This window comes from Roseovarius lutimaris (genome assembly GCF_900115165.1).
Classification (GTDB): domain Bacteria; phylum Pseudomonadota; class Alphaproteobacteria; order Rhodobacterales; family Rhodobacteraceae; genus Roseovarius; species Roseovarius lutimaris.
Map to the genome: position 1 here is coordinate 119,716 of NZ_FOVP01000011.1, position 16,714 is coordinate 136,429.

General features: G+C 60.0%; 20 protein-coding genes and 1 tRNA gene. 12 read left to right on the top strand and 9 right to left on the bottom strand.

The annotated features are described in order from the left end of the window. Nucleotides 1–35 precede the first annotated feature (35 nt). From BMZ91_RS11240 to BMZ91_RS11255, 5 genes are all read left to right on the top strand, one after another. The gene (locus BMZ91_RS11240) at nucleotides 36–815 is read left to right on the top strand and encodes a succinate dehydrogenase iron-sulfur subunit (protein WP_092838605.1); all 780 of its coding nucleotides are present in this window, start codon (nucleotides 36–38) and stop codon (nucleotides 813–815) included. Between the two features lie 152 nt (nucleotides 816–967). After that, a complete protein-coding gene (locus BMZ91_RS21450; protein ID WP_177193849.1) occupies nucleotides 968–1,129 on the top strand; it encodes a hypothetical protein in 162 nt (53 codons plus the stop codon). Between the two features lie 109 nt (nucleotides 1,130–1,238). Further along, nucleotides 1,239–1,817, top strand: a complete 579-nt coding sequence (locus BMZ91_RS11245; protein WP_177193850.1) for a carboxymuconolactone decarboxylase family protein — start codon at nucleotides 1,239–1,241, stop codon at nucleotides 1,815–1,817. A gap of 3 nt (nucleotides 1,818–1,820) precedes the next feature. After that, a complete protein-coding gene (locus BMZ91_RS11250) occupies nucleotides 1,821–2,027 on the top strand; it encodes a hypothetical protein (protein ID WP_092838610.1) in 207 nt (68 codons plus the stop codon). A gap of 10 nt (nucleotides 2,028–2,037) precedes the next feature. After that, nucleotides 2,038–2,880 (top strand): urea carboxylase-associated family protein, encoded by an 843-nt coding sequence (locus BMZ91_RS11255; protein WP_092838613.1) that lies wholly within the window; start codon nucleotides 2,038–2,040, stop codon nucleotides 2,878–2,880. A gap of 43 nt (nucleotides 2,881–2,923) precedes the next feature. Here the strand turns inward: BMZ91_RS11255 and clpB are convergent, their stop codons facing one another. Then, a complete protein-coding gene (gene clpB / locus BMZ91_RS11260; RefSeq protein WP_092838616.1) occupies nucleotides 2,924–5,542 on the bottom strand; it encodes an ATP-dependent chaperone ClpB in 2,619 nt (872 codons plus the stop codon). A 280-nt stretch (nucleotides 5,543–5,822) separates the two neighbouring features. Between clpB and BMZ91_RS11265 the strand changes: the two genes are divergently transcribed. From BMZ91_RS11265 to pyrF, 3 genes are all read left to right on the top strand, one after another. Continuing rightward, nucleotides 5,823–6,101, top strand: a complete 279-nt coding sequence (locus BMZ91_RS11265) for a hypothetical protein (protein ID WP_092838619.1) — start codon at nucleotides 5,823–5,825, stop codon at nucleotides 6,099–6,101. Between the two features lie 143 nt (nucleotides 6,102–6,244). Continuing rightward, nucleotides 6,245–6,514 (top strand): hypothetical protein, encoded by a 270-nt coding sequence (locus BMZ91_RS11270; protein ID WP_092838622.1) that lies wholly within the window; start codon nucleotides 6,245–6,247, stop codon nucleotides 6,512–6,514. A 67-nt stretch (nucleotides 6,515–6,581) separates the two neighbouring features. Beyond that, nucleotides 6,582–7,295, top strand: coding sequence for an orotidine-5'-phosphate decarboxylase (pyrF, locus tag BMZ91_RS11275; RefSeq protein ID WP_177193851.1), 714 nt, complete (start codon nucleotides 6,582–6,584; stop codon nucleotides 7,293–7,295). A gap of 11 nt (nucleotides 7,296–7,306) precedes the next feature. On the opposite strand, the gene BMZ91_RS11280 is transcribed toward pyrF, so the two are convergent. From BMZ91_RS11280 to pyk, 8 genes are all read right to left on the bottom strand, one after another. Then, nucleotides 7,307–8,182, bottom strand: coding sequence for an AEC family transporter (locus BMZ91_RS11280; RefSeq protein WP_092838629.1), 876 nt, complete (start codon nucleotides 8,180–8,182; stop codon nucleotides 7,307–7,309). Between the two features lie 323 nt (nucleotides 8,183–8,505). Next, the gene (locus BMZ91_RS11285; protein WP_092838632.1) at nucleotides 8,506–9,399 is read right to left on the bottom strand and encodes a NaeI family type II restriction endonuclease; all 894 of its coding nucleotides are present in this window, start codon (nucleotides 9,397–9,399) and stop codon (nucleotides 8,506–8,508) included. A 64-nt stretch (nucleotides 9,400–9,463) separates the two neighbouring features. Then, complete coding sequence (locus BMZ91_RS11290) at nucleotides 9,464–10,447, bottom strand: DNA cytosine methyltransferase (protein ID WP_245736327.1); 984 nt, start codon at nucleotides 10,445–10,447, stop codon at nucleotides 9,464–9,466. 144 nt (nucleotides 10,448–10,591) lie between these two features. Then, nucleotides 10,592–10,665, bottom strand: a tRNA-Gly gene (locus tag BMZ91_RS11295). A 182-nt stretch (nucleotides 10,666–10,847) separates the two neighbouring features. Next, a complete protein-coding gene (gene rplT / locus BMZ91_RS11300; protein WP_092838635.1) occupies nucleotides 10,848–11,213 on the bottom strand; it encodes a 50S ribosomal protein L20 in 366 nt (121 codons plus the stop codon). Between the two features lie 14 nt (nucleotides 11,214–11,227). Then, nucleotides 11,228–11,428 (bottom strand): 50S ribosomal protein L35, encoded by a 201-nt coding sequence (rpmI, locus tag BMZ91_RS11305; RefSeq protein WP_073196644.1) that lies wholly within the window; start codon nucleotides 11,426–11,428, stop codon nucleotides 11,228–11,230. Between the two features lie 132 nt (nucleotides 11,429–11,560). Beyond that, nucleotides 11,561–11,785 (bottom strand): hypothetical protein, encoded by a 225-nt coding sequence (locus BMZ91_RS11310; RefSeq protein WP_092838639.1) that lies wholly within the window; start codon nucleotides 11,783–11,785, stop codon nucleotides 11,561–11,563. A gap of 42 nt (nucleotides 11,786–11,827) precedes the next feature. After that, entirely contained in the window at nucleotides 11,828–13,273 is a 1,446-nt protein-coding gene (pyk, locus tag BMZ91_RS11315) for a pyruvate kinase (RefSeq protein ID WP_092838642.1), read from the bottom strand. Nucleotides 13,274–13,402: 129 nt separating this feature from the next. On the opposite strand from pyk, the gene BMZ91_RS11320 reads away from it, so the two are divergent. From BMZ91_RS11320 to BMZ91_RS11335, 4 genes are all read left to right on the top strand, one after another. Continuing rightward, the gene (locus BMZ91_RS11320) at nucleotides 13,403–14,143 is read left to right on the top strand and encodes an N-formylglutamate amidohydrolase (protein ID WP_092838645.1); all 741 of its coding nucleotides are present in this window, start codon (nucleotides 13,403–13,405) and stop codon (nucleotides 14,141–14,143) included. A gap of 67 nt (nucleotides 14,144–14,210) precedes the next feature. Beyond that, nucleotides 14,211–14,525: a DUF1244 domain-containing protein gene (locus tag BMZ91_RS11325; RefSeq protein ID WP_092838648.1), complete on the top strand. Its 315-nt coding sequence runs from the start codon at nucleotides 14,211–14,213 to the stop codon at nucleotides 14,523–14,525. 74 nt (nucleotides 14,526–14,599) lie between these two features. Continuing rightward, on the top strand, nucleotides 14,600–15,310 hold the full coding sequence (locus BMZ91_RS11330) for a glutathione S-transferase family protein (RefSeq protein ID WP_092838651.1): 711 nt from the start codon (nucleotides 14,600–14,602) through the stop codon (nucleotides 15,308–15,310). Next, entirely contained in the window at nucleotides 15,310–16,683 is a 1,374-nt protein-coding gene (locus tag BMZ91_RS11335; protein WP_092838654.1) for an L-serine ammonia-lyase, read from the top strand. The genes BMZ91_RS11330 and BMZ91_RS11335 overlap by 1 nt, the downstream gene beginning before the upstream one ends. Nucleotides 16,684–16,714: the final 31 nt, after the last annotated feature.

A 16,714-nucleotide genomic window follows, 5' to 3' on the forward strand; every position in this document is an offset into this window, starting at 1 on the left:
CGACCTCGCTGGCTGGCTGAGAAGGAGTAGACGAGATGGTTCAATTCAGACTTCCGAAAAACTCGCGCATGGTGACGGGCAAGACATGGCCCAAGCCCGAGGGTGCCACAAACCTGCGCAAGTTCCAGATTTACCGCTGGACGCCGGATGACGGCAAAAACCCCAGCGTCGACACTTATTTCGTCGATATGGATACCTGCGGGCCGATGATTTTGGACGCGCTGATCAAGATCAAGAACGAGATTGACCCGACGCTGACCTTCCGCCGCTCCTGCCGCGAGGGGATCTGCGGGTCTTGTGCGATGAACATCGACGGTATCAACACGCTGGCCTGTATTTACGGCATGGATGAGATCAAGGGCGATGTGAAAATCTATCCGCTGCCGCATATGCCAGTGGTGCGTGACCTGATCCCGGATCTGACGCATTTCTATGCGCAGCACGCCAGCATCATGCCCTGGCTTGAAACCAAGACCAACCGACCCGCAAAAGAATGGCGGCAGTCGATCGAGGATCGCGAAAAGCTTGACGGGCTTTATGAATGCGTGATGTGCGCTTCCTGCTCGACGTCCTGCCCAAGCTATTGGTGGAATGGCGATAAATATCTCGGACCGGCCGCCTTGCTGCATGCCTATCGCTGGATCATCGACAGCCGCGACGAGGCCACGGGCGAGCGTCTCGACGAGCTTGAGGATCCTTTCAAACTCTATCGCTGTCATACCATCATGAACTGTACCAAGACGTGCCCCAAGGGCCTTAACCCGGCCAAGGCAATCGCGGAAATCAAGAAGATGATGGTCGAACGCGCAGTGTGATTTACCCGCCATGATGCGTTATTGATGGGCCTCGGGGGATACCTCGGGGCCCTTTGCCTTGCGCCTGGCGCATAGCGAGAGTGCAAGAGTGGTGGTTTAATGCCGCAACGCAGCATCTTATGTTCGGTTCAGATAGAAATGGAGAACATACCATGGCGAACCGAGCAGAAGAGATTAAATACGAACCTGTCAAACCGGCTGCGGCCTTGCCCGATTGGGTAACGGCCTATTTCACGGCCTCCGAGCCCGCCAATCAGGTTGAGCCGCCGCATCAAAGCGCGCTGGAACAGATGTACGCCTATTACGAGGCCTAGGGCCACCCCCCTAGAACCTGTCACGCAAATGTGCCCCCTGCCCGATGTGGCGGGGGTTTTCATTTCTGGCGTACTGCGGGATGCTCTGGCGCAAAGAAGGAAAAAGATCATGCCGCTGTTGCCAAGCCTGCCCGAGCCCGCCCATTTGAGCGACCTTTACATGCTGTTCCCTGAGAATGTGCGCCCGCTGATGGAATATACCGATGGTCTGCTTCGGGGGGATGGCGCGTTAAGTGTGGGCGAGCGGGAATTGATTGCCACTTATGTGTCGGCGCTCAATGCCTGTACCTTTTGCGCAGGCGCGCATCGGGCCTATGCCGAGGTGTTCGGCATCGCCCCGGCGTTGATCGACGCCCTGATCGAGGATTTTGACCGCGCGCCCGTGGATGAAAAATTGCGCCCGGTTCTGGCCTATGTTGCCAAGCTCAATACTTTGCCAAGCAAACTGGTAACGCGGGACGCGCAGGCGGTCTATGATGCCGGCTGGAGCGAGGCGGCGCTTTACGAGGCGGTGCAGGTCTGTGCCCTGTTCAACATGATGAATCGGATCATCGAGGGCACCGGGATCAATTTTGACTATGCCACCGCGCCCGGTGGGCATCACGCTCGCGGCACCCGCCCCGAAGATCAGACCCGGACCTATGGGAAATTCGGCGACATGATCGAGGCGGCGGCAAAGGAGCGATAGGGAATGATTGTCGTTGTCGGTCTGATCATAGCCTTTGTGCTGGTTTTGATCCTGTCGAACCGGCGCACGCGGGCTTGCCGGTGGCGGGCCGACAGGCGGCAGGATCGCGAGGGTGAGTCGTGCTTCAACTGCATGACCTGCGGCGCGCAGGTCTTTACATCGACCGGAAAACCGCCTTTGGATTGCGTGGCCAACACGCCGAAATCCTGAGAGGCCCGAGATGACCCAACCCGCCGATGCCGATGCCCGCCGCGCCCTGCGCCCGGTGATCTGTTATCCCAATGACACGCTTCCCCGGCCCGACATGGCGCTTTACGCAGCCGCGCGCGCAGGGGCCAGCAAGGTGTCAGAGGTGCTGATTCCTGCGCGCGAGGCGGCGTGTTTTCGTGCCGATGCCGGGCAGTTTTTCCGCATCACCAGCGTCGAGGGCCCGCAGGTGGGCGATCTTAACCTGTGGAACGCGCGCGACCTTTCAGAGCGGTTCTATTCCGGAAAATCCCGCGCCTTGCACGGCACGCATCTCACCTTGGGCGAGAGGATGTGGTCAAGTTTCCCCTATCTGCGCCCGATGGCGACGATTGTGGGCGATACGCTTGACTGGTACGGGATCGACGAATTTGGCGGTTCGGTGCATGATGTGATCGGCACGCGCTGTGATCCCTATACCGGCAATCTTCTGGTGGGAACGCAGTATCACCATTGCTGTCATTCCAATCTGATCCGCGCGCTGGCCGATGAAACCGGCCTTGCCTTGGCCGAGGCCGAGCGTCATGTACATGACGTTCTCAACGTGTTCATGTGTACCGGGTTCACCCGCGACACCGGCCAGTATTTCATGAAGGCCAGCCCGGTGCGCCCCGGCGATTACCTCGAATTTTTTGCCGAAATCGACATTCTTGGCGCGCTAAGTGCCTGTCCAGGGGGTGATTGCTCGTCCGAGCATTCGAGCGATAGCGCGGCGTGCTATCCGATGCTGGTCGAGGTCTTCGCGCCGGACCCCGCCGCGCTTGCGGGCTGGCACAGCCCGCTGGTGAATGGCTATGATCAAAGCCACGGTCGCTAGATGAAAAAAACGCCCCCGAAAGATATCCGGGGGCGTTTTGAGGTTAATGAACCACGGCATCCTGTGGTGGTTCCTGCCGGGTTGTGCCGACACGATCCCCGATGATTAGCCCCTCCGCGCCGGCAGAGACCGGCACGGTGCTGCCATCCAGAATATCCCCGGCCAAAAGCGACTCTGCCAGAGGATCCTGTAGGGCGCGCTGGATCACCCGTTTCAGGGGGCGCGCGCCAAACACCGGATCATAGCCCTCATCGGCCAGCCATTTGCGGGCGTCGGCATCCACATCCAGCGTGATCTTGCGCCCAGCCAGACGTTTCATCAAAAGACCAAGCTGAATATCGACAATCGCCCCCATGTCGCCCCGGCTGAGGCGGTCAAAGATGATCGTCTCATCCAGACGGTTGAGGAATTCAGGCCGGAAATGCGCCCGCACCGCATCCATCACGTCGCGCTTGGCGTCGCTTGCATCAGCGCCTTCGGGCAGTTGGCTAAGTGCCTGCGCCCCAAGGTTCGAGGTCAAGATGATCAGCGTTTGCTTGAAGTCCACGCGATGCCCCTGACCATCGGTCAAAACGCCATCGTCAAGCACCTGGAGCAGCACGTTGAACACATCCGCATGGGCCTTTTCGACCTCGTCAAACAGGATCACCTGATAGGGGCGGCGGCGCACGGCCTCGGTCAGGACCCCGCCTTCGTCATAGCCGACATAGCCCGGAGGCGCACCGATCAGACGCGAGACCGAGTGTTTCTCCATGAATTCCGACATGTCGATCCGCACCATGGCGTTGTCATCGTCAAAGAGATATTCGGCCACCGCCTTGGTCAACTCGGTTTTCCCCACGCCGGTTGGCCCAAGGAAGAGGAACGACCCGAGCGGGCGGTTCTCGTCGTTAAGACCCGCGCGCGCCCGGCGCACGGCATTGGCCACGGCCTTGACCGCAAGGTTCTGGCCGATCACCCGCTTGTGCAGGTTCTCTTCCATCCCAAGCAGTTTTTCGCGGTCACCCTCAAGCATCTTCGAGGTCGGGATGCCGGTCCAGCGTTCCACCACCTGCGCGATCTGCTCGGGGCGCACGGCCTCTTCGACCATGACGCCTTTGTCCTCGGCCTTTTCGGCCTCGGCCAGCTTTTTCTCAAGCCCCGGAATGACGCCATAGGACAGCTCGCCGGCCTTGGCCAAATTGCCTTCGCGTTTGGCATGGTCAAGCTCGTTGCGGGCACGATCAAGCTGTTCCTTGAGGTCGCGCGCCCCGGCAAGCACGTCACGTTCTGCCTGCCATTGCGCGGTCATCTCGGAAGACCGTTCCTGCAACTCGGCCAGCTCTTTTTCCAGCTTTTCGAGCCGATCCTTGCTTGCCGCGTCGTCTTCCTTCTTGAGTGCCTCTGCCTCGATCTGCTTTTGCAGGATATCGCGGTCAAGCGTGTCGAGTTCCTCGGGTTTGCTATCCACTTCCATGCGCAGACGGCTTGCGGCCTCGTCCATAAGGTCGATCGCCTTGTCGGGCAAAAACCGGTCGGTGATATAGCGATGGCTCAGCGTCGCAGCCGTTACCAGCGCCGAATCCGAGATCCGAACACCGTGGTGCACCTCGTATTTTTCCTTGATGCCGCGCAGGATCGAAATCGTGTCCTCGACTGTTGGTTCCTCAACCACAAGCGGTTGGAACCGGCGGGCAAGGGCTGCGTCTTTTTCAACGTGCTTGCGGTATTCATCAAGCGTGGTTGCGCCGATGCAATGCAATTCGCCGCGCGCAAGTGCCGGTTTGATCAGGTTGGCAGCATCCATCGCGCCATCGCCCTTGCCGGCCCCGATCAGGGTGTGCATTTCGTCGATGAACAGGATGATTTCACCGGCGGCCGATGTCACCTCGTTAAGGACGGCCTTAAGCCGCTCTTCAAACTCGCCGCGATATTTCGCGCCCGCGATAAGCGCGCCCATGTCGAGCGACAACAGCTTTTTGTTGCGCAGGCTTTCGGGCACGTCGCCATTGATAATGCGCAGCGCGAGGCCCTCGGCAATCGCGGTTTTACCCACGCCCGGCTCACCGATAAGGACCGGGTTGTTCTTGGTGCGGCGGCTCAAAACCTGCATGGCGCGGCGGATTTCATCATCGCGGCCAATGATCGGGTCGATCTTGCCCTCTTCGGCGGCCTTAGTGAGGTCGCGCGCGTATTTCTCAAGCGCCTCATAGGTATCCTCGGCGCTCGCGCTATCGGCGGTGCGGCCCTTGCGGATATCGTTGATCGCCTCGTTGAGTTTCTGCGCCGATACGGCGCCGGCCTCAAGCGCGTCCTTGGCGGGGGATTTGACCAGCGCAAGCGCGGTCAGGATGCGTTCCACCGGCACAAAGCTGTCACCGGCCTTTTCGGCCAGCTTTTCAGCCTCGGCCAGAACCTTGCCGGTTTGTTGATCCATATAGGTCTGGCCCGTATCGCCCGACACCTGCGGGATTTTCCCGATCGCCAGATCAAGCGCCTGCACCACGCGCTCGGGCGCGCCACCGGCCCGGCGGATCAGGTTGCTGGCAAGTCCCTCGGGGTCGTCCATCAAGGCCTTCAGGATATGTTCGGGGGCTAGTTTCTGATGGCTTTCGCGCATCGCAATCGTCTGTGCGGCCTGAATAAAACCACGTGACCGTTCCGTGAACTTGTTGAAGTCCATGGGGCTTCTCCTTTTGTTGCAAGCGTTATCCCGGTTGCGCACCCAACATTAGGCATACGCGTTCGGGAACCTCATGATCGAGATGGGTTTTGCGCCCCATCGGTTCAAGCCCAAGGCTCACGGATTTGCGCGCGCCACGCGATGATATACATCAAACGGGCACATTTTTGTGACCTCCCCTTGGCGCAAGGGCCTGGAATCCCAATCTTAATAAAAGTTATCCACAGGGCAGATGGCCCGGAGCACAAGGATGCAGGCAATGGAAATCCGGAAACTAACAATGGACGAAATCAGATATAACCCCGAGCGTGGCGCCTTTGAGGCGCAGGTGCGTATCCGGCAGGGCGATGATTGGTTCAGCTATCCGGCGCAGATCTGTGCGCCGCTTCATGCCGATTATGGATGGGTGATGCGCGGGCTGGTGGCCGATGCCGAGGCCGCACACCGTGGTAAGCGGGCGGGTCTGCGGCTTCGCCTTGCGGCAGGAAACGCGGCCTCTGCGGCACGGGCCAGCACCATGTTGCAGGTGCAGCGTATGTTGCGCAACATCGCAGCCTGAGATTTTAGGCAAACAACCGCCGATTGAGCGCCAGATCAGGCGCGGCCCTGCCGATGGGAGAGTTGCGCGCAGTTTCACCGTCGTCGGCAGTTGGTTTTGCTCTAAACCTGTGCCCGTCAGTGGAAAGTATTACGGGTGCGTGGATGGATATTACAAAGGTCAGGCTGCACGATCTGAAAAGCGAGGTGGTCAATCGCCGTCACAGCGCCGTCGTCTTGCTCGAAAACGAGGCTGGCCAGATCAGCCTCAAGACCAGCGTCACGACCGAAGAGGGGGTTGACGCGATGGCGCTTGCCGAAGCCTTGCTTGCCGATGCGATCCGGCAATTGACGCGGCTGCCCGAGTACCGCACCGGCAAAACGTCGATCACCGTGGCCAGGGATGCGCTTGACGGGGCGGTCGAGGGGGCTTGACGCCGCGCGATGGCGCCGCGACAAGGGCAGAGTTTTATCGCCTGTCCCCATGCCCGGAGCGCCGCAAATGTCCGATGACCGCCTGATCGTTGCCCTCGATGTGCCCAATGCGCTTGCCGGGCTTCAACTGGCCGAACAACTTGGCGATGCGGTCTCATTCTACAAGATCGGTCTTGGGATGCTGACCGGCGGCGGGCTTGCGCTTGCGGATGAGTTGAAGCGCGAGCACGGCAAGCGCATTTTCCTTGATATGAAGCTTTTCGATATCGGCGCGACGATCGAGGCAGCGGTGCGTGGGTTGGCGCAATACGACCTTGATTTTCTGACCGTGCATGGCGATCCGCACGTTGTACGTGCCGCCAAAGAGGGGGCTTCGGGCAAGCCGCTCAAGATTCTGGCGGTGACGATTCTGACCTCGCTCGACCGGGCCGATCTTGATGCCGGGCTGATCCGGGCGGGGGATATCCCCGATCTGGTGGCCGAGCGCGCCGGGCGCGCGTTCGAGGCCGGGGCCGATGGCGTGATCGCCAGCCCGCAAGAGGCGGCGATGATCCGGGCGCTGCCGACTGCGGCGGGCAAGTTGATCGTGACGCCGGGCGTGCGCCCCGTTGGCGCGGCGCTTGGCGATCAAAAGCGCGTCGCCACCCCGGCAGAGGCGATTGCTGATGGCGCCGATCACATCGTCGTCGGCCGCCCGATCTGGGCCGCAGACAACCCCGAGGCCGCCGCCACGGCGATCCTGGACGAATTGCGCAATCCTCAAGCTGGTTTGAGTCAATAAGAACTCGAATTTTATTGCAGTGCGAGCCATATTCCGAGCGGCAAAACCGCGATGCTGGCAAAATGCCCCATAACGACCATCGAAGCCACTTTGTTCGGTTCGGTCTGGTACTTGTCAGCTAGCATATAGTTGAACACCGCAGAGGGCATGCAAGCGTAGAGGATGAATGCACCACGTTCGACCCCATCCAGCGGGATGACAAACAAAATACTGTAGCAAGCAATCAGTCGCAAACCTGTTGTCAGAATTGCGCCCTTCACCCCGACCCCTGCGTCTTTTACCTGACTTGTGGACAATCGCGCACCCAGTGACAATAGCATCATTGGGACAAGTATATTGCCGATCATCAACAAAGGTGTGTCCAACCAGACGGGCAGTTGCAAATCAAATTGAGCGAATGAAACCCCCAATACGGTTGCCCAAACCAGAGGGTTCGCAAACAATGTGCGCCATTCGATGCGCCCGCTCATCAAACCCGCACCCAAGGTGAAATGAAGAATATTCGATAAGACTAACAATACGACGGCAATGGGCAATCCCTGAGGGCCAAAGGCTAGAACGATCAAGGGAATCCCAACAGGACCGACATTGGTGAACATTACGCAAGGCAAAAAAGCGCGCCATTCAGTGCTCGAAGCGCGAGCAAAGGGCAGTGCGATTAACCCGCTAAGCAAAATATGCAATGTGGCGGCGGCAGTAAAAAGAAGTGCCCCCGCGGGATCGAAATCCCGACTTGAAAGTGACGTAAAAATCAAAATCGGAAGCGCGATATCTATGGTCAACCGGTTTGCATCAGAAAAATCTGGTTTGACAGCTTTACTGTAGAAAAACCCAATGGAAACAATCAGGAAAATGGGTATCGTAATCTCTAGAATTTGAACTAGCATGAAAATCTCATCACTTTAACTTCTTGATCCCAATCGGATTTGTCGCGCCATTGGAGCTACCTTGAGATGCCGCAACACACTGCCCTCTACCTCACTTGAGCGTCTATCAATGTCGTCAGAGCGTCACAAGCGCCGCTTGTTCAGTCAGCGGGGCAAGCCTGGCAGGCGGTGCCGATGAAGGCGTTTGCGGAACACGTCCGCACTGGTCGCGCCAGGTCCTGCAAGGCTGCAAACGGTCTTGTTCAAAACTTCGATGTCCATCGGAATACTTATCTTTCCACCTATTGCTCGCAACAATAGCTTCGATTTAACGGGAAGGCGGTTCATTCCATTAGGTCAAACCCATGCTGCCTAGCTAACGCAAATTCTTTTACGTGCTCCAATCGGTAGGACACAAACTCGCTTGGCGAACAGGGCGGCAGGCCAAGCGCGCGGATCAGCGGCGCATCGAAATGACCCGATAAAAGCAAGATCCCCTCGCGCGCCAAAAGATCGCGCGTGCCCCGGCCATTGTCCGAGCGAATGCGGCGCATGAAGTCATGTTGCCGGGCCACGGCCTCGACCACATCGCGGGTGATGGCCACCTGTTGCACCTCGCGAAACAGCGTCGCCATGCGCCTGTTGCCCGATGTCCCGGCAAAGATCCGTTCGACCGCCTCGGGCGTCACGGTGCGCCAGAAATTCGCCGGATAGGGATGATCCCTGAGCAGCCAGAGAATATTGGCAAAGCCCTGAGCAGAAACGCTTTTCTTGGCATCCTTGTTCTGACCAAGGGTCAGATACTCCGGCCGCGCGTTGATCAGGCCAAGATAACAGCGCGCGCGCCCCTCATCGGCGGCGACAAGGATACAAGGATGATCAACCGCCTCGGTCGGGATCATCCAATTGCTGCCCATGGTGTTCTTGATATCGACATCATGGCCCAGAATACGCGTATCAAGCCGCCCCTTGGGCAAGCTCAGAAGCGCGCGCAACTCGATCTCGACCCGGGTGCCGATATAGGTCTTTTCCGTCTTTTCAAGCTCGTCATAAGACCGCCGCCCGGTCTTGGGCGTCATGATCACATCGTCAATACACTGTCGAAGCATCGCCGGGAAGCTGGCGGCCAGTGTCGCATGCCCGCCCGCGCGTCTGGTAATCTCATCGGCGATGGCCGCAAGCAGCGGGTGATCCGGATGCCCGGCCACGACACTGCTGTCTGGAATGGTCTTTTTCAACTGCGCCGCCCCGACAAACCGCTCTGTGCGCGACCCCTGTCACGTGGCGGGTGATTTGAAAAGTTCAGGCGCTAAGCGTGCGCAACACGCGCTTGCGCAGGGCCTTGGCAATCTGGTTTGAGACCGCCTGCGCCACGGGGGGCGGAAAGGCGTTGCCGACCTGACGATAGGCGTTGGTTTTCGCGCCGGTAAAGTGCCAGTCATCGGGAAAACCCTGTATCCGGGCCACCATCGGCACGGTCAGGCGTGGCATGCCGTTGTGAAACGGATCCGGCGCCTCCGGGGCAAGGGTGCGCCCCTCAACGCCCAAGGTGGCCCAGGCGGCGCGTGCGCGGGTCGGGCCAAGATCGGGGCCGCCGTGCTTTTTCGACCCGCCCACGATGGTCGGGGCGATCTCATCGGCCTTCGCGGCCCAATCTTCGGCCCCGCGCCAGCCGCGCGCCGCCATCAGATCGCGCAGGGTCTCACCAACGGTCGGCGGGTTGTGCGGGTTCGGCTCGGGCCAGTTGAACAGATCGGCGCGTTGCTTTTGCACCGCCACGATCACCACGCGCGGGCGCAGTTGCGGCACGCCGAAATCCGACGCGTTCAACAGCCGCCAGTCGGTCTTGTAGCCAAGCTTGTCGAGCTGAGTCTTGAGCCGCTCGCGGTAATCGTGAAACACCGCATCGAGAAAACCGCGCACGTTTTCGATCATCACCGCACGCGGGCGGGCGGCGTCGATAATGTCGAGCGCGTCATTGAACAGGTTGCGCTCGTCCTTTTCGCCAAGTTGCTTGCCTGCCACCGAGAACGGCGGGCAGGGCAGGCCGCCGGCCAAGAGGTCCATCCCCTTGTAATCGCCCGCGCGTTCCTTGAACAGGCGCATATCCTCTTCAAGCACGTTCCATTCGGGGCGATTGTGGCGTAGGGTATTGCAGCAATGTTTGTCGATCTCGACCAGGGCGGTATGCGCGAATCCCGCCTTTTCAAGCCCAAGCGCCTGACCGCCGGCGCCGGCACAAAGTTCCACTGATGTCAGCATCTCGCCCGCCCCATTTTTGCCCATAGAACCCTGTTTGCCCGCCCGGATCAACGCCAGAGTTGAGGGACGATTTTGTTCTCAATATGTTCTTACAGAAGGGGCGCTTTTCGATCAAGCCTGAACCTCTAGGCGGCAGTCACACTTCGATCTCTTGGGGGAGGGAACGTCTGGAGCGGGTAACGGGAATCGAACCCGTAACTGAAGCTTGGGAAGCTTTCGTGATACCTTTTCACCATACCCGCATCTGAGCCGGTGAAATATGGGGTTGCACGCTTGCGGTCAAGGGCCGATGCGCGCCAGGGATACGATTCCGCAAAGGGGGGCGTAGGGTGGGTGAAACCCACGCTGGTACAGGGCGCCAAAAGAAAACGCCGCCGACCAATGGGTCAGCGGCGTCTCGTTTCGTCCCTCGCAGGCGACTGGCTTATTTTGCCAGTGCGGTCTGCGCCTGTGCCACGATCGCGCCAAAGGCGGCGGGTTCGTGGACGGCCAGATCGGCCAGAACCTTACGGTCCACTTCGACACCGGCCAGGGTCAGGCCGTTGATGAAACGCGAATATGTCAGCGCCTCGTCGTGGCTGCGCACGGCGGCGTTGATCCGTTGGATCCACAGGGCGCGGAAATTACGCTTGCGGTTCTTGCGGTCGCGTGTGGCGTATTGGTTGGCCTTGTCGACGGCCTGTGCGGCCACCTTGAAGGTGTTCTTGCGGCGGCCATAATAGCCTTTGGCGGCCTTGATGACTTTCTTGTGACGGGCGTGGGTAACTACCCCACTTTTAACGCGTGACATTGATCATATCCTCCTTAGCGCGCGTAGGGCATCATTGGCTTGATGATACCTTCATCAGCCTTTGACAGCGTGGTCGTACCGCGAGCGTTACGAAGGAATTTGTTGCTGCGTTTGATCATGCCATGGCGCTTGCCTGCCTGACCGGCAACAACACGGCCGCTGGCCGTTACTTTGAACCGCTTTTTACAGCTCGATTTGGTCTTCATCTTGGGCATTTCCGGCTCCTCTTAAATCGGACGGTATAGGCGCGACTCGGCATGCCACTTTCGGCCGGTCGCGCATTGAGAGGCGCCGTATACGCGCCCCGTGGTGAAATCGCAAGGGGTCTTGGCGCGGTTTGATCCGCTTCAGGTCAGATAGCGCGCGATCACCCGGACAAGAACGTTTGGCAACTCGCTAAAGCTATATCCGCCGGGTTTGTTGGACAGTGCCCAGAGGATAAGAACACCGGCGGCAATCATGGTAAAGGCCGCGACGCGCGGCGCGCGCCCGTCCGAGATGGCCGACATGATCGACGGGATGGTAAACACGCCGAGCACAACGCCAATCGCCATGGCTAGATCAGGATCCATAAATCAACTCCGCTAAACCGATAAAGGCAAAACTAAACGAGTTTAGCCCGGATCGGTCGCGTAAATCAAACTTTCCTGACAGGGGGCGACACGAAGAATGTTGGTAGACCCCGGCACGTTGAAGGGCACGCCCGCAATCACTACGATCTGATCGCTTTCCTCGGTGTAGCCCTGCGCACATGCGGCGCGCGCGGCATTGATGACCGCAAGCTTGAACCGGGTCAATTCGCCGGTCATCACACAGTTCACCCCCCAGGTCAGCGCGAGTCGGCGGGCGGTATCGCGCAGGTTCGTCAGGGCGATGATCGGCACGCGCGGGCGTTCGCGCGCGGTCAAAAGCGCGGTGGTGCCAGATTGGGTGTAACAGCAAATCGCCTTGATATCGGTCGTTTCCGCAATTTCACGGGCGGCGGCAACGATCGCGTCGGCAACGGTCTGACGGTTGGCGCGTCGGCTTGCCTCAATCACCTCGCGATAGGTCGGATCGCTTTCCACCTCGATGGCGACGTTGTTCATGGTGCTGACGGCCTCGACCGGGAAATCGCCCGCCGCCGATTCCGCCGAAAGCATGATCGCGTCAGAGCCTTCGTAGATCGCGGTGGCCACGTCCGAGACTTCGGCGCGGGTGGGCATCGGCGATTCGATCATCGATTCGAGCATTTGCGTCGCCACGATCACCGGCTTGGCCACTGCGCGACAGCGCCGCACAAGCCGTTTCTGGATCGGCGGCACGTTCTGCACCGGAAGTTCGACCCCAAGATCGCCGCGCGCCACCATGATCCCGTCGCTGACGGCGAGGATATCGTCAAAGCATTTCACCGCGGCGGGTTTCTCGATCTTCGACATGATCGCCGTGCGGCCCTTTGTCAGGGTGCGGGCCTCGTTCACATCCTCGGGGCGCTGCACGAAACTGAGCGCAAGCCAGTCGACGCCAAGTTCGCAGACAAATTCCAAGTCTGCGCGGTCCTTGTCCGACAGTGCCGCCAGCGGCAACACCACATCGGGAACATTGACACCCTTGCGATTCGCGATGGTGCCGCCGGCCACCACGATGCAATTGGCAAAATCCTTGCCGCAATCGGTCACTTGCAGGCGAATTTTGCCATCGTTGACCAAAAGGTTTGCGCCCGGTTCAAGGGCTGCGAAAATCTCGGGATGCGGCAGGCAGACACGGGTCGCGCTGCCCTCGGCCTTGTCGAGATCAAGCCGGAACGCCGCGCCCTCTTCGAGGTCTTCCTCGCCATTGGCAAAGACCCCGACCCGCAATTTCGGCCCCTGAAGGTCGGCGAGAATGGCAATCGGGCTGTCAAGCTCTTGCTCGATCTGGCGGATGATGCGATGGCGTTCGGCGATCTCATCATGGGCGCCATGGCTCATGTTGAGGCGAAACACGTCAGCGCCGGCCTCGTGCAGGGCGCGGATCGTCTTGTAATCTGACGATGCGGGGCCGAGGGTGGCTACGATCTTGACGTTGCGGTGGCGTCTCATGTCTCTGTCCTCTCATCTTCGCGGCGCGGGAACATGTGTTATCGCTAACAACGCCCGTGATCGCCTTATTGCGCAATTCACATCCTGTCGCAACTGTCCTAGAGGAAGTTCAAAGGAAAAACCAACCCGATGATGTATCAGCCGTATGACATAGAAGGGGCCACGCGCCCGGGCCGCTGGCTTGTGACCTGCGATCACGCCACCAATACCGTGCCGCCGTTTGTGAATGGCGGCTCGCTGGGGCTCATGGATGAGGATATGAACCGACATATCGCCTATGATGTGGGCGCGGCGGGGGTGGCGCGGGCGCTGGCGGTAGCGCTGGACGGGCCTGCGATCCTGTCCAACTTTTCGCGCCTGGTGATAGATCCCAACCGGGGCGAGGATGACCCGACCCTGTTGATGAAGCTTTACGACGGCACGATCATTCCCGGCAACCGCCACGCCGGACCAGAGGCGCTGCAAGAGCGGCTGAACCGCTGCCACCGGCCCTACCATACCGCCCTCTCCGAACTGGCGGCGCGGCGCACGGATACGGTGATCTTGTCGGTGCACAGCTTTACCCCACGGCTGAAATCAGGCCCGCCCCGGCCTTGGCATATCGGTCTGCTTTACGCGGCGGATGAGCGGCTGGCCCGGCCTTTGCTGGCCCGGCTCAGGTCTGAGCCTGATCTTTGCGTTGGTGAGAACGAGCCCTACGGTGGTCACTTGCCGGGCGATGCGATCGCGCGCCATGCGATTGCCCATGAGCGGCTGAATGTTCTGATCGAGCTGCGCAACGATCTGATCGAGACACCCGCACAACAGGCCGACTGGGCGGCCCGGCTGGCGCCGATCCTGCAAGAAAGTCTGGCCGAGACCGGGCTTTGAGCAATCCGCGCCCCTTGCGCCGCGCCCTTTGCCATCACATCTTGACCTCAGAATAGGGAGACACGCCATGGATGACCAAACCCGGACCGAACTTGAGGCCGCAGCCTTTCGCACCCTGCGCCATCATCTGATGGAAAAGCGCACCGATGTGCAGAATATCGACATGATGAATCTGGCCGGCTTTTGCCGCAACTGCCTGTCGCGCTGGTATCAGGAGGCCGCCAATGAGCGCGGTATCGACATGACCAAGGATGAGGCACGCGAAATCTACTACGGCATGCCCTTTGACGACTGGAAAGCCCAGCATCAGACCGAGGCAAGCCCCGCCAAACAGGCCGCCTTCAAGACCGCCTTTGCCGAAAATGTCGGCGATAAGGGTTAGACGCCGCTGATCTTTCATCTTTCTGCAAATACTCATCCGCGCCTTGGCCCCCGGATGCGCGTCAGAGGCTTGCCATGACAGAGACCTATCGCCTGCACTACGCGCCCGACAATGCCTCGCTGATCATTCGGCTGGCGCTTGAAGAGTTGGGCGCACCCTATACCTGCGTTCTGGTGGATCGCGCCGATGCGGCACATAAATCGCCCGCCTATCTGGCGCTCAATCCGAACGGGTTGATTCCGGTGCTGGAAACCCCCGAAGGGGCGCTGTTCGAGACCGGCGCGATTCTGCTCTGGCTGGCGGATCGGCACGGTCGGCTTGCCCCGATGGTCAATAGCCCAGAGCGAGGTGATTTCCTGAAATGGCTGTTCTTCATGGCCAATACCCTGCACCCGGCATTGCGGATGACGTTTTATCCGGCGCAATATATTGGTGATGACCAAAGCGCGCAGGCGATCCTGCGCCGCCATATGCAGTCCGAAATTGCCCGCCATCTCGATACGCTTGAGGGGCTGGCGGCCGCTGCGCCGCCGTGGTTTTGCGCGCCCGAGGTGTCACTGTTTGATCTCTATCTGGGGCCGCTGCTGCGCTGGATGGTGCTTTACCCTGCGCCGAATGGCGGGGCGGATTGGTTTTCGATCGAGAAATGGTCGCGCCTGCACGCTATGGTGACGCGACTTGAGAGTCGTGGCTGTGTTATTACTGCGATAAGGGCCGAAGGTCTGGGCGATGCGCCCTTTTCGGCCCCGATATATGCCACACCACCAGAAGGTAGTGCCACCTGATGTTTCTTTCGGTTTTCGACATGTTCAAAGTGGGCATCGGCCCGTCCTCGTCGCATACGATGGGGCCGATGGTGGCCGCCGCGCGCTTTCTTGACAAGATGCGCGCCGCGCCGTTTCATTATGGCGGCTTGCGCGGCTCTCTGCACGGCTCGCTGGCCTTTACCGGTGTCGGCCATGCCAGTGATCGCGCCACCATTCTGGGGCTGGCCGGGTTTTTGCCCGACACCTATGACCACGACAAGGCCGAGGCCACGCTTGAGCAGATTCGCGAGACCGAAACCGTGACGCCACCGGGCTTGCCCGAGCTAAAGTTTCACCCCAAGGATGACCTGACCTTTGATTTCGGGCCGAACCTTCCGGGCCATGCCAATGGCATGATCCTGATGGCAACCGATGCGCAGGACGATGTGATCCTTCAGGAAACCTATTATTCCATCGGCGGCGGTTTCGTAATGACCGAGGCCGAGCTTGCCGCCGGCAAGAACACCGATGAGGGCGACCCGGTGCCCTATCCGTTCAAATCCGCCGCCGAGATGCTTGAGATGGCCGAGACCAGCGGCAAGACCATCGCGCAGATGAAAAAGGCCAATGAGATCGCGCGCGGCGGGCCGGAAAACCTGCGCTCGGGCGTGGCACGGATCTGGCAGGTGATGGATGGTTGCATCGAGCGTGGCCTCAATGCCGACGGCATCCTGCCTGGCGGCCTCAACGTCAAGCGCCGTGCCAAGGGCATTCGCGATGCGCTGATCTCCGAGCGCGGCACCAACCTCAATGCGCCCCATAAGATCAACGACTGGATGAGCGCCTATGCGATGGCCGTGAACGAGGAAAACGCCGCCGGCGGGCAGGTGGTGACCGCGCCGACCAATGGCGCGGCCGGTGTGGTGCCCGCAGTGATCAAATACTGGCTTGAGCATGTGCCGGGCGCGCATGAGGCGCAGATCGAGGTTTTCCTTCTGACCGCCGCCGCCATCGGCGGGCTGGTCAAGTTCAACGCCTCTATTTCCGGCGCCGAGGCGGGATGTCAGGCCGAGGTCGGCTCGGCTGCGGCGATGGGTGCGGCGGGGCTTTGCGCCGTGCTGGGCGGCACCCCGGAGCAGATCGAGAACGCGGCGGAAATCGCGCTTGAGCACCACCTTGGCATGACCTGCGATCCGGTACGCGGGCTTGTGCAGGTGCCCTGCATCGAGCGCAACGGTCTGGGCGCGATCAAGGCGGTCTCGGCGGCCTCTCTGGCCTTGCGCGGCGATGGCACGCATCTTGTGCCGCTGGATGCCTGTATCGAGACTATGCGCCAGACCGGCGCGGATATGAGCGAGAAATACAAGGAAACCTCGCTTGGCGGTCTGGCCGTCAACGTGCCGAACTGCTGATCACGCTTGATGGATAATCCGGCGCGCCCGG

What these genes read in the sequence shown, in the direction of transcription:
- rpmI (WP_073196644.1), bottom strand. Translation starts at nt 11,428, where the DNA reads ATGCCCAAGATGAAGACCAAATCGAGCTGTAAAAAGCGGTTCAAAGTA.
- BMZ91_RS11245 (WP_177193850.1), top strand. Translation starts at nt 1,239, where the DNA reads ATGCCGCTGTTGCCAAGCCTGCCCGAGCCCGCCCATTTGAGCGACCTT.
- BMZ91_RS11280 (WP_092838629.1), bottom strand. Translation starts at nt 8,182, where the DNA reads ATGCTAGTTCAAATTCTAGAGATTACGATACCCATTTTCCTGATTGTT.
- BMZ91_RS11290 (WP_245736327.1), bottom strand. Translation starts at nt 10,447, where the DNA reads ATGGGCAAAAATGGGGCGGGCGAGATGCTGACATCAGTGGAACTTTGT.
- BMZ91_RS21450 (WP_177193849.1), top strand. Translation starts at nt 968, where the DNA reads ATGGCGAACCGAGCAGAAGAGATTAAATACGAACCTGTCAAACCGGCT.
- pyk (WP_092838642.1), bottom strand. Translation starts at nt 13,273, where the DNA reads ATGAGACGCCACCGCAACGTCAAGATCGTAGCCACCCTCGGCCCCGCA.
- BMZ91_RS11265 (WP_092838619.1), top strand. Translation starts at nt 5,823, where the DNA reads ATGGACGAAATCAGATATAACCCCGAGCGTGGCGCCTTTGAGGCGCAG.
- BMZ91_RS11270 (WP_092838622.1), top strand. Translation starts at nt 6,245, where the DNA reads ATGGATATTACAAAGGTCAGGCTGCACGATCTGAAAAGCGAGGTGGTC.
- BMZ91_RS11255 (WP_092838613.1), top strand. Translation starts at nt 2,038, where the DNA reads ATGACCCAACCCGCCGATGCCGATGCCCGCCGCGCCCTGCGCCCGGTG.
- BMZ91_RS11250 (WP_092838610.1), top strand. Translation starts at nt 1,821, where the DNA reads ATGATTGTCGTTGTCGGTCTGATCATAGCCTTTGTGCTGGTTTTGATC.
- BMZ91_RS11330 (WP_092838651.1), top strand. Translation starts at nt 14,600, where the DNA reads ATGACAGAGACCTATCGCCTGCACTACGCGCCCGACAATGCCTCGCTG.
- BMZ91_RS11335 (WP_092838654.1), top strand. Translation starts at nt 15,310, where the DNA reads ATGTTTCTTTCGGTTTTCGACATGTTCAAAGTGGGCATCGGCCCGTCC.
- BMZ91_RS11240 (WP_092838605.1), top strand. Translation starts at nt 36, where the DNA reads ATGGTTCAATTCAGACTTCCGAAAAACTCGCGCATGGTGACGGGCAAG.
- BMZ91_RS11310 (WP_092838639.1), bottom strand. Translation starts at nt 11,785, where the DNA reads ATGGATCCTGATCTAGCCATGGCGATTGGCGTTGTGCTCGGCGTGTTT.
- BMZ91_RS11320 (WP_092838645.1), top strand. Translation starts at nt 13,403, where the DNA reads ATGATGTATCAGCCGTATGACATAGAAGGGGCCACGCGCCCGGGCCGC.
- pyrF (WP_177193851.1), top strand. Translation starts at nt 6,582, where the DNA reads ATGTCCGATGACCGCCTGATCGTTGCCCTCGATGTGCCCAATGCGCTT.
- rplT (WP_092838635.1), bottom strand. Translation starts at nt 11,213, where the DNA reads ATGTCACGCGTTAAAAGTGGGGTAGTTACCCACGCCCGTCACAAGAAA.
- clpB (WP_092838616.1), bottom strand. Translation starts at nt 5,542, where the DNA reads ATGGACTTCAACAAGTTCACGGAACGGTCACGTGGTTTTATTCAGGCC.
- BMZ91_RS11325 (WP_092838648.1), top strand. Translation starts at nt 14,211, where the DNA reads ATGGATGACCAAACCCGGACCGAACTTGAGGCCGCAGCCTTTCGCACC.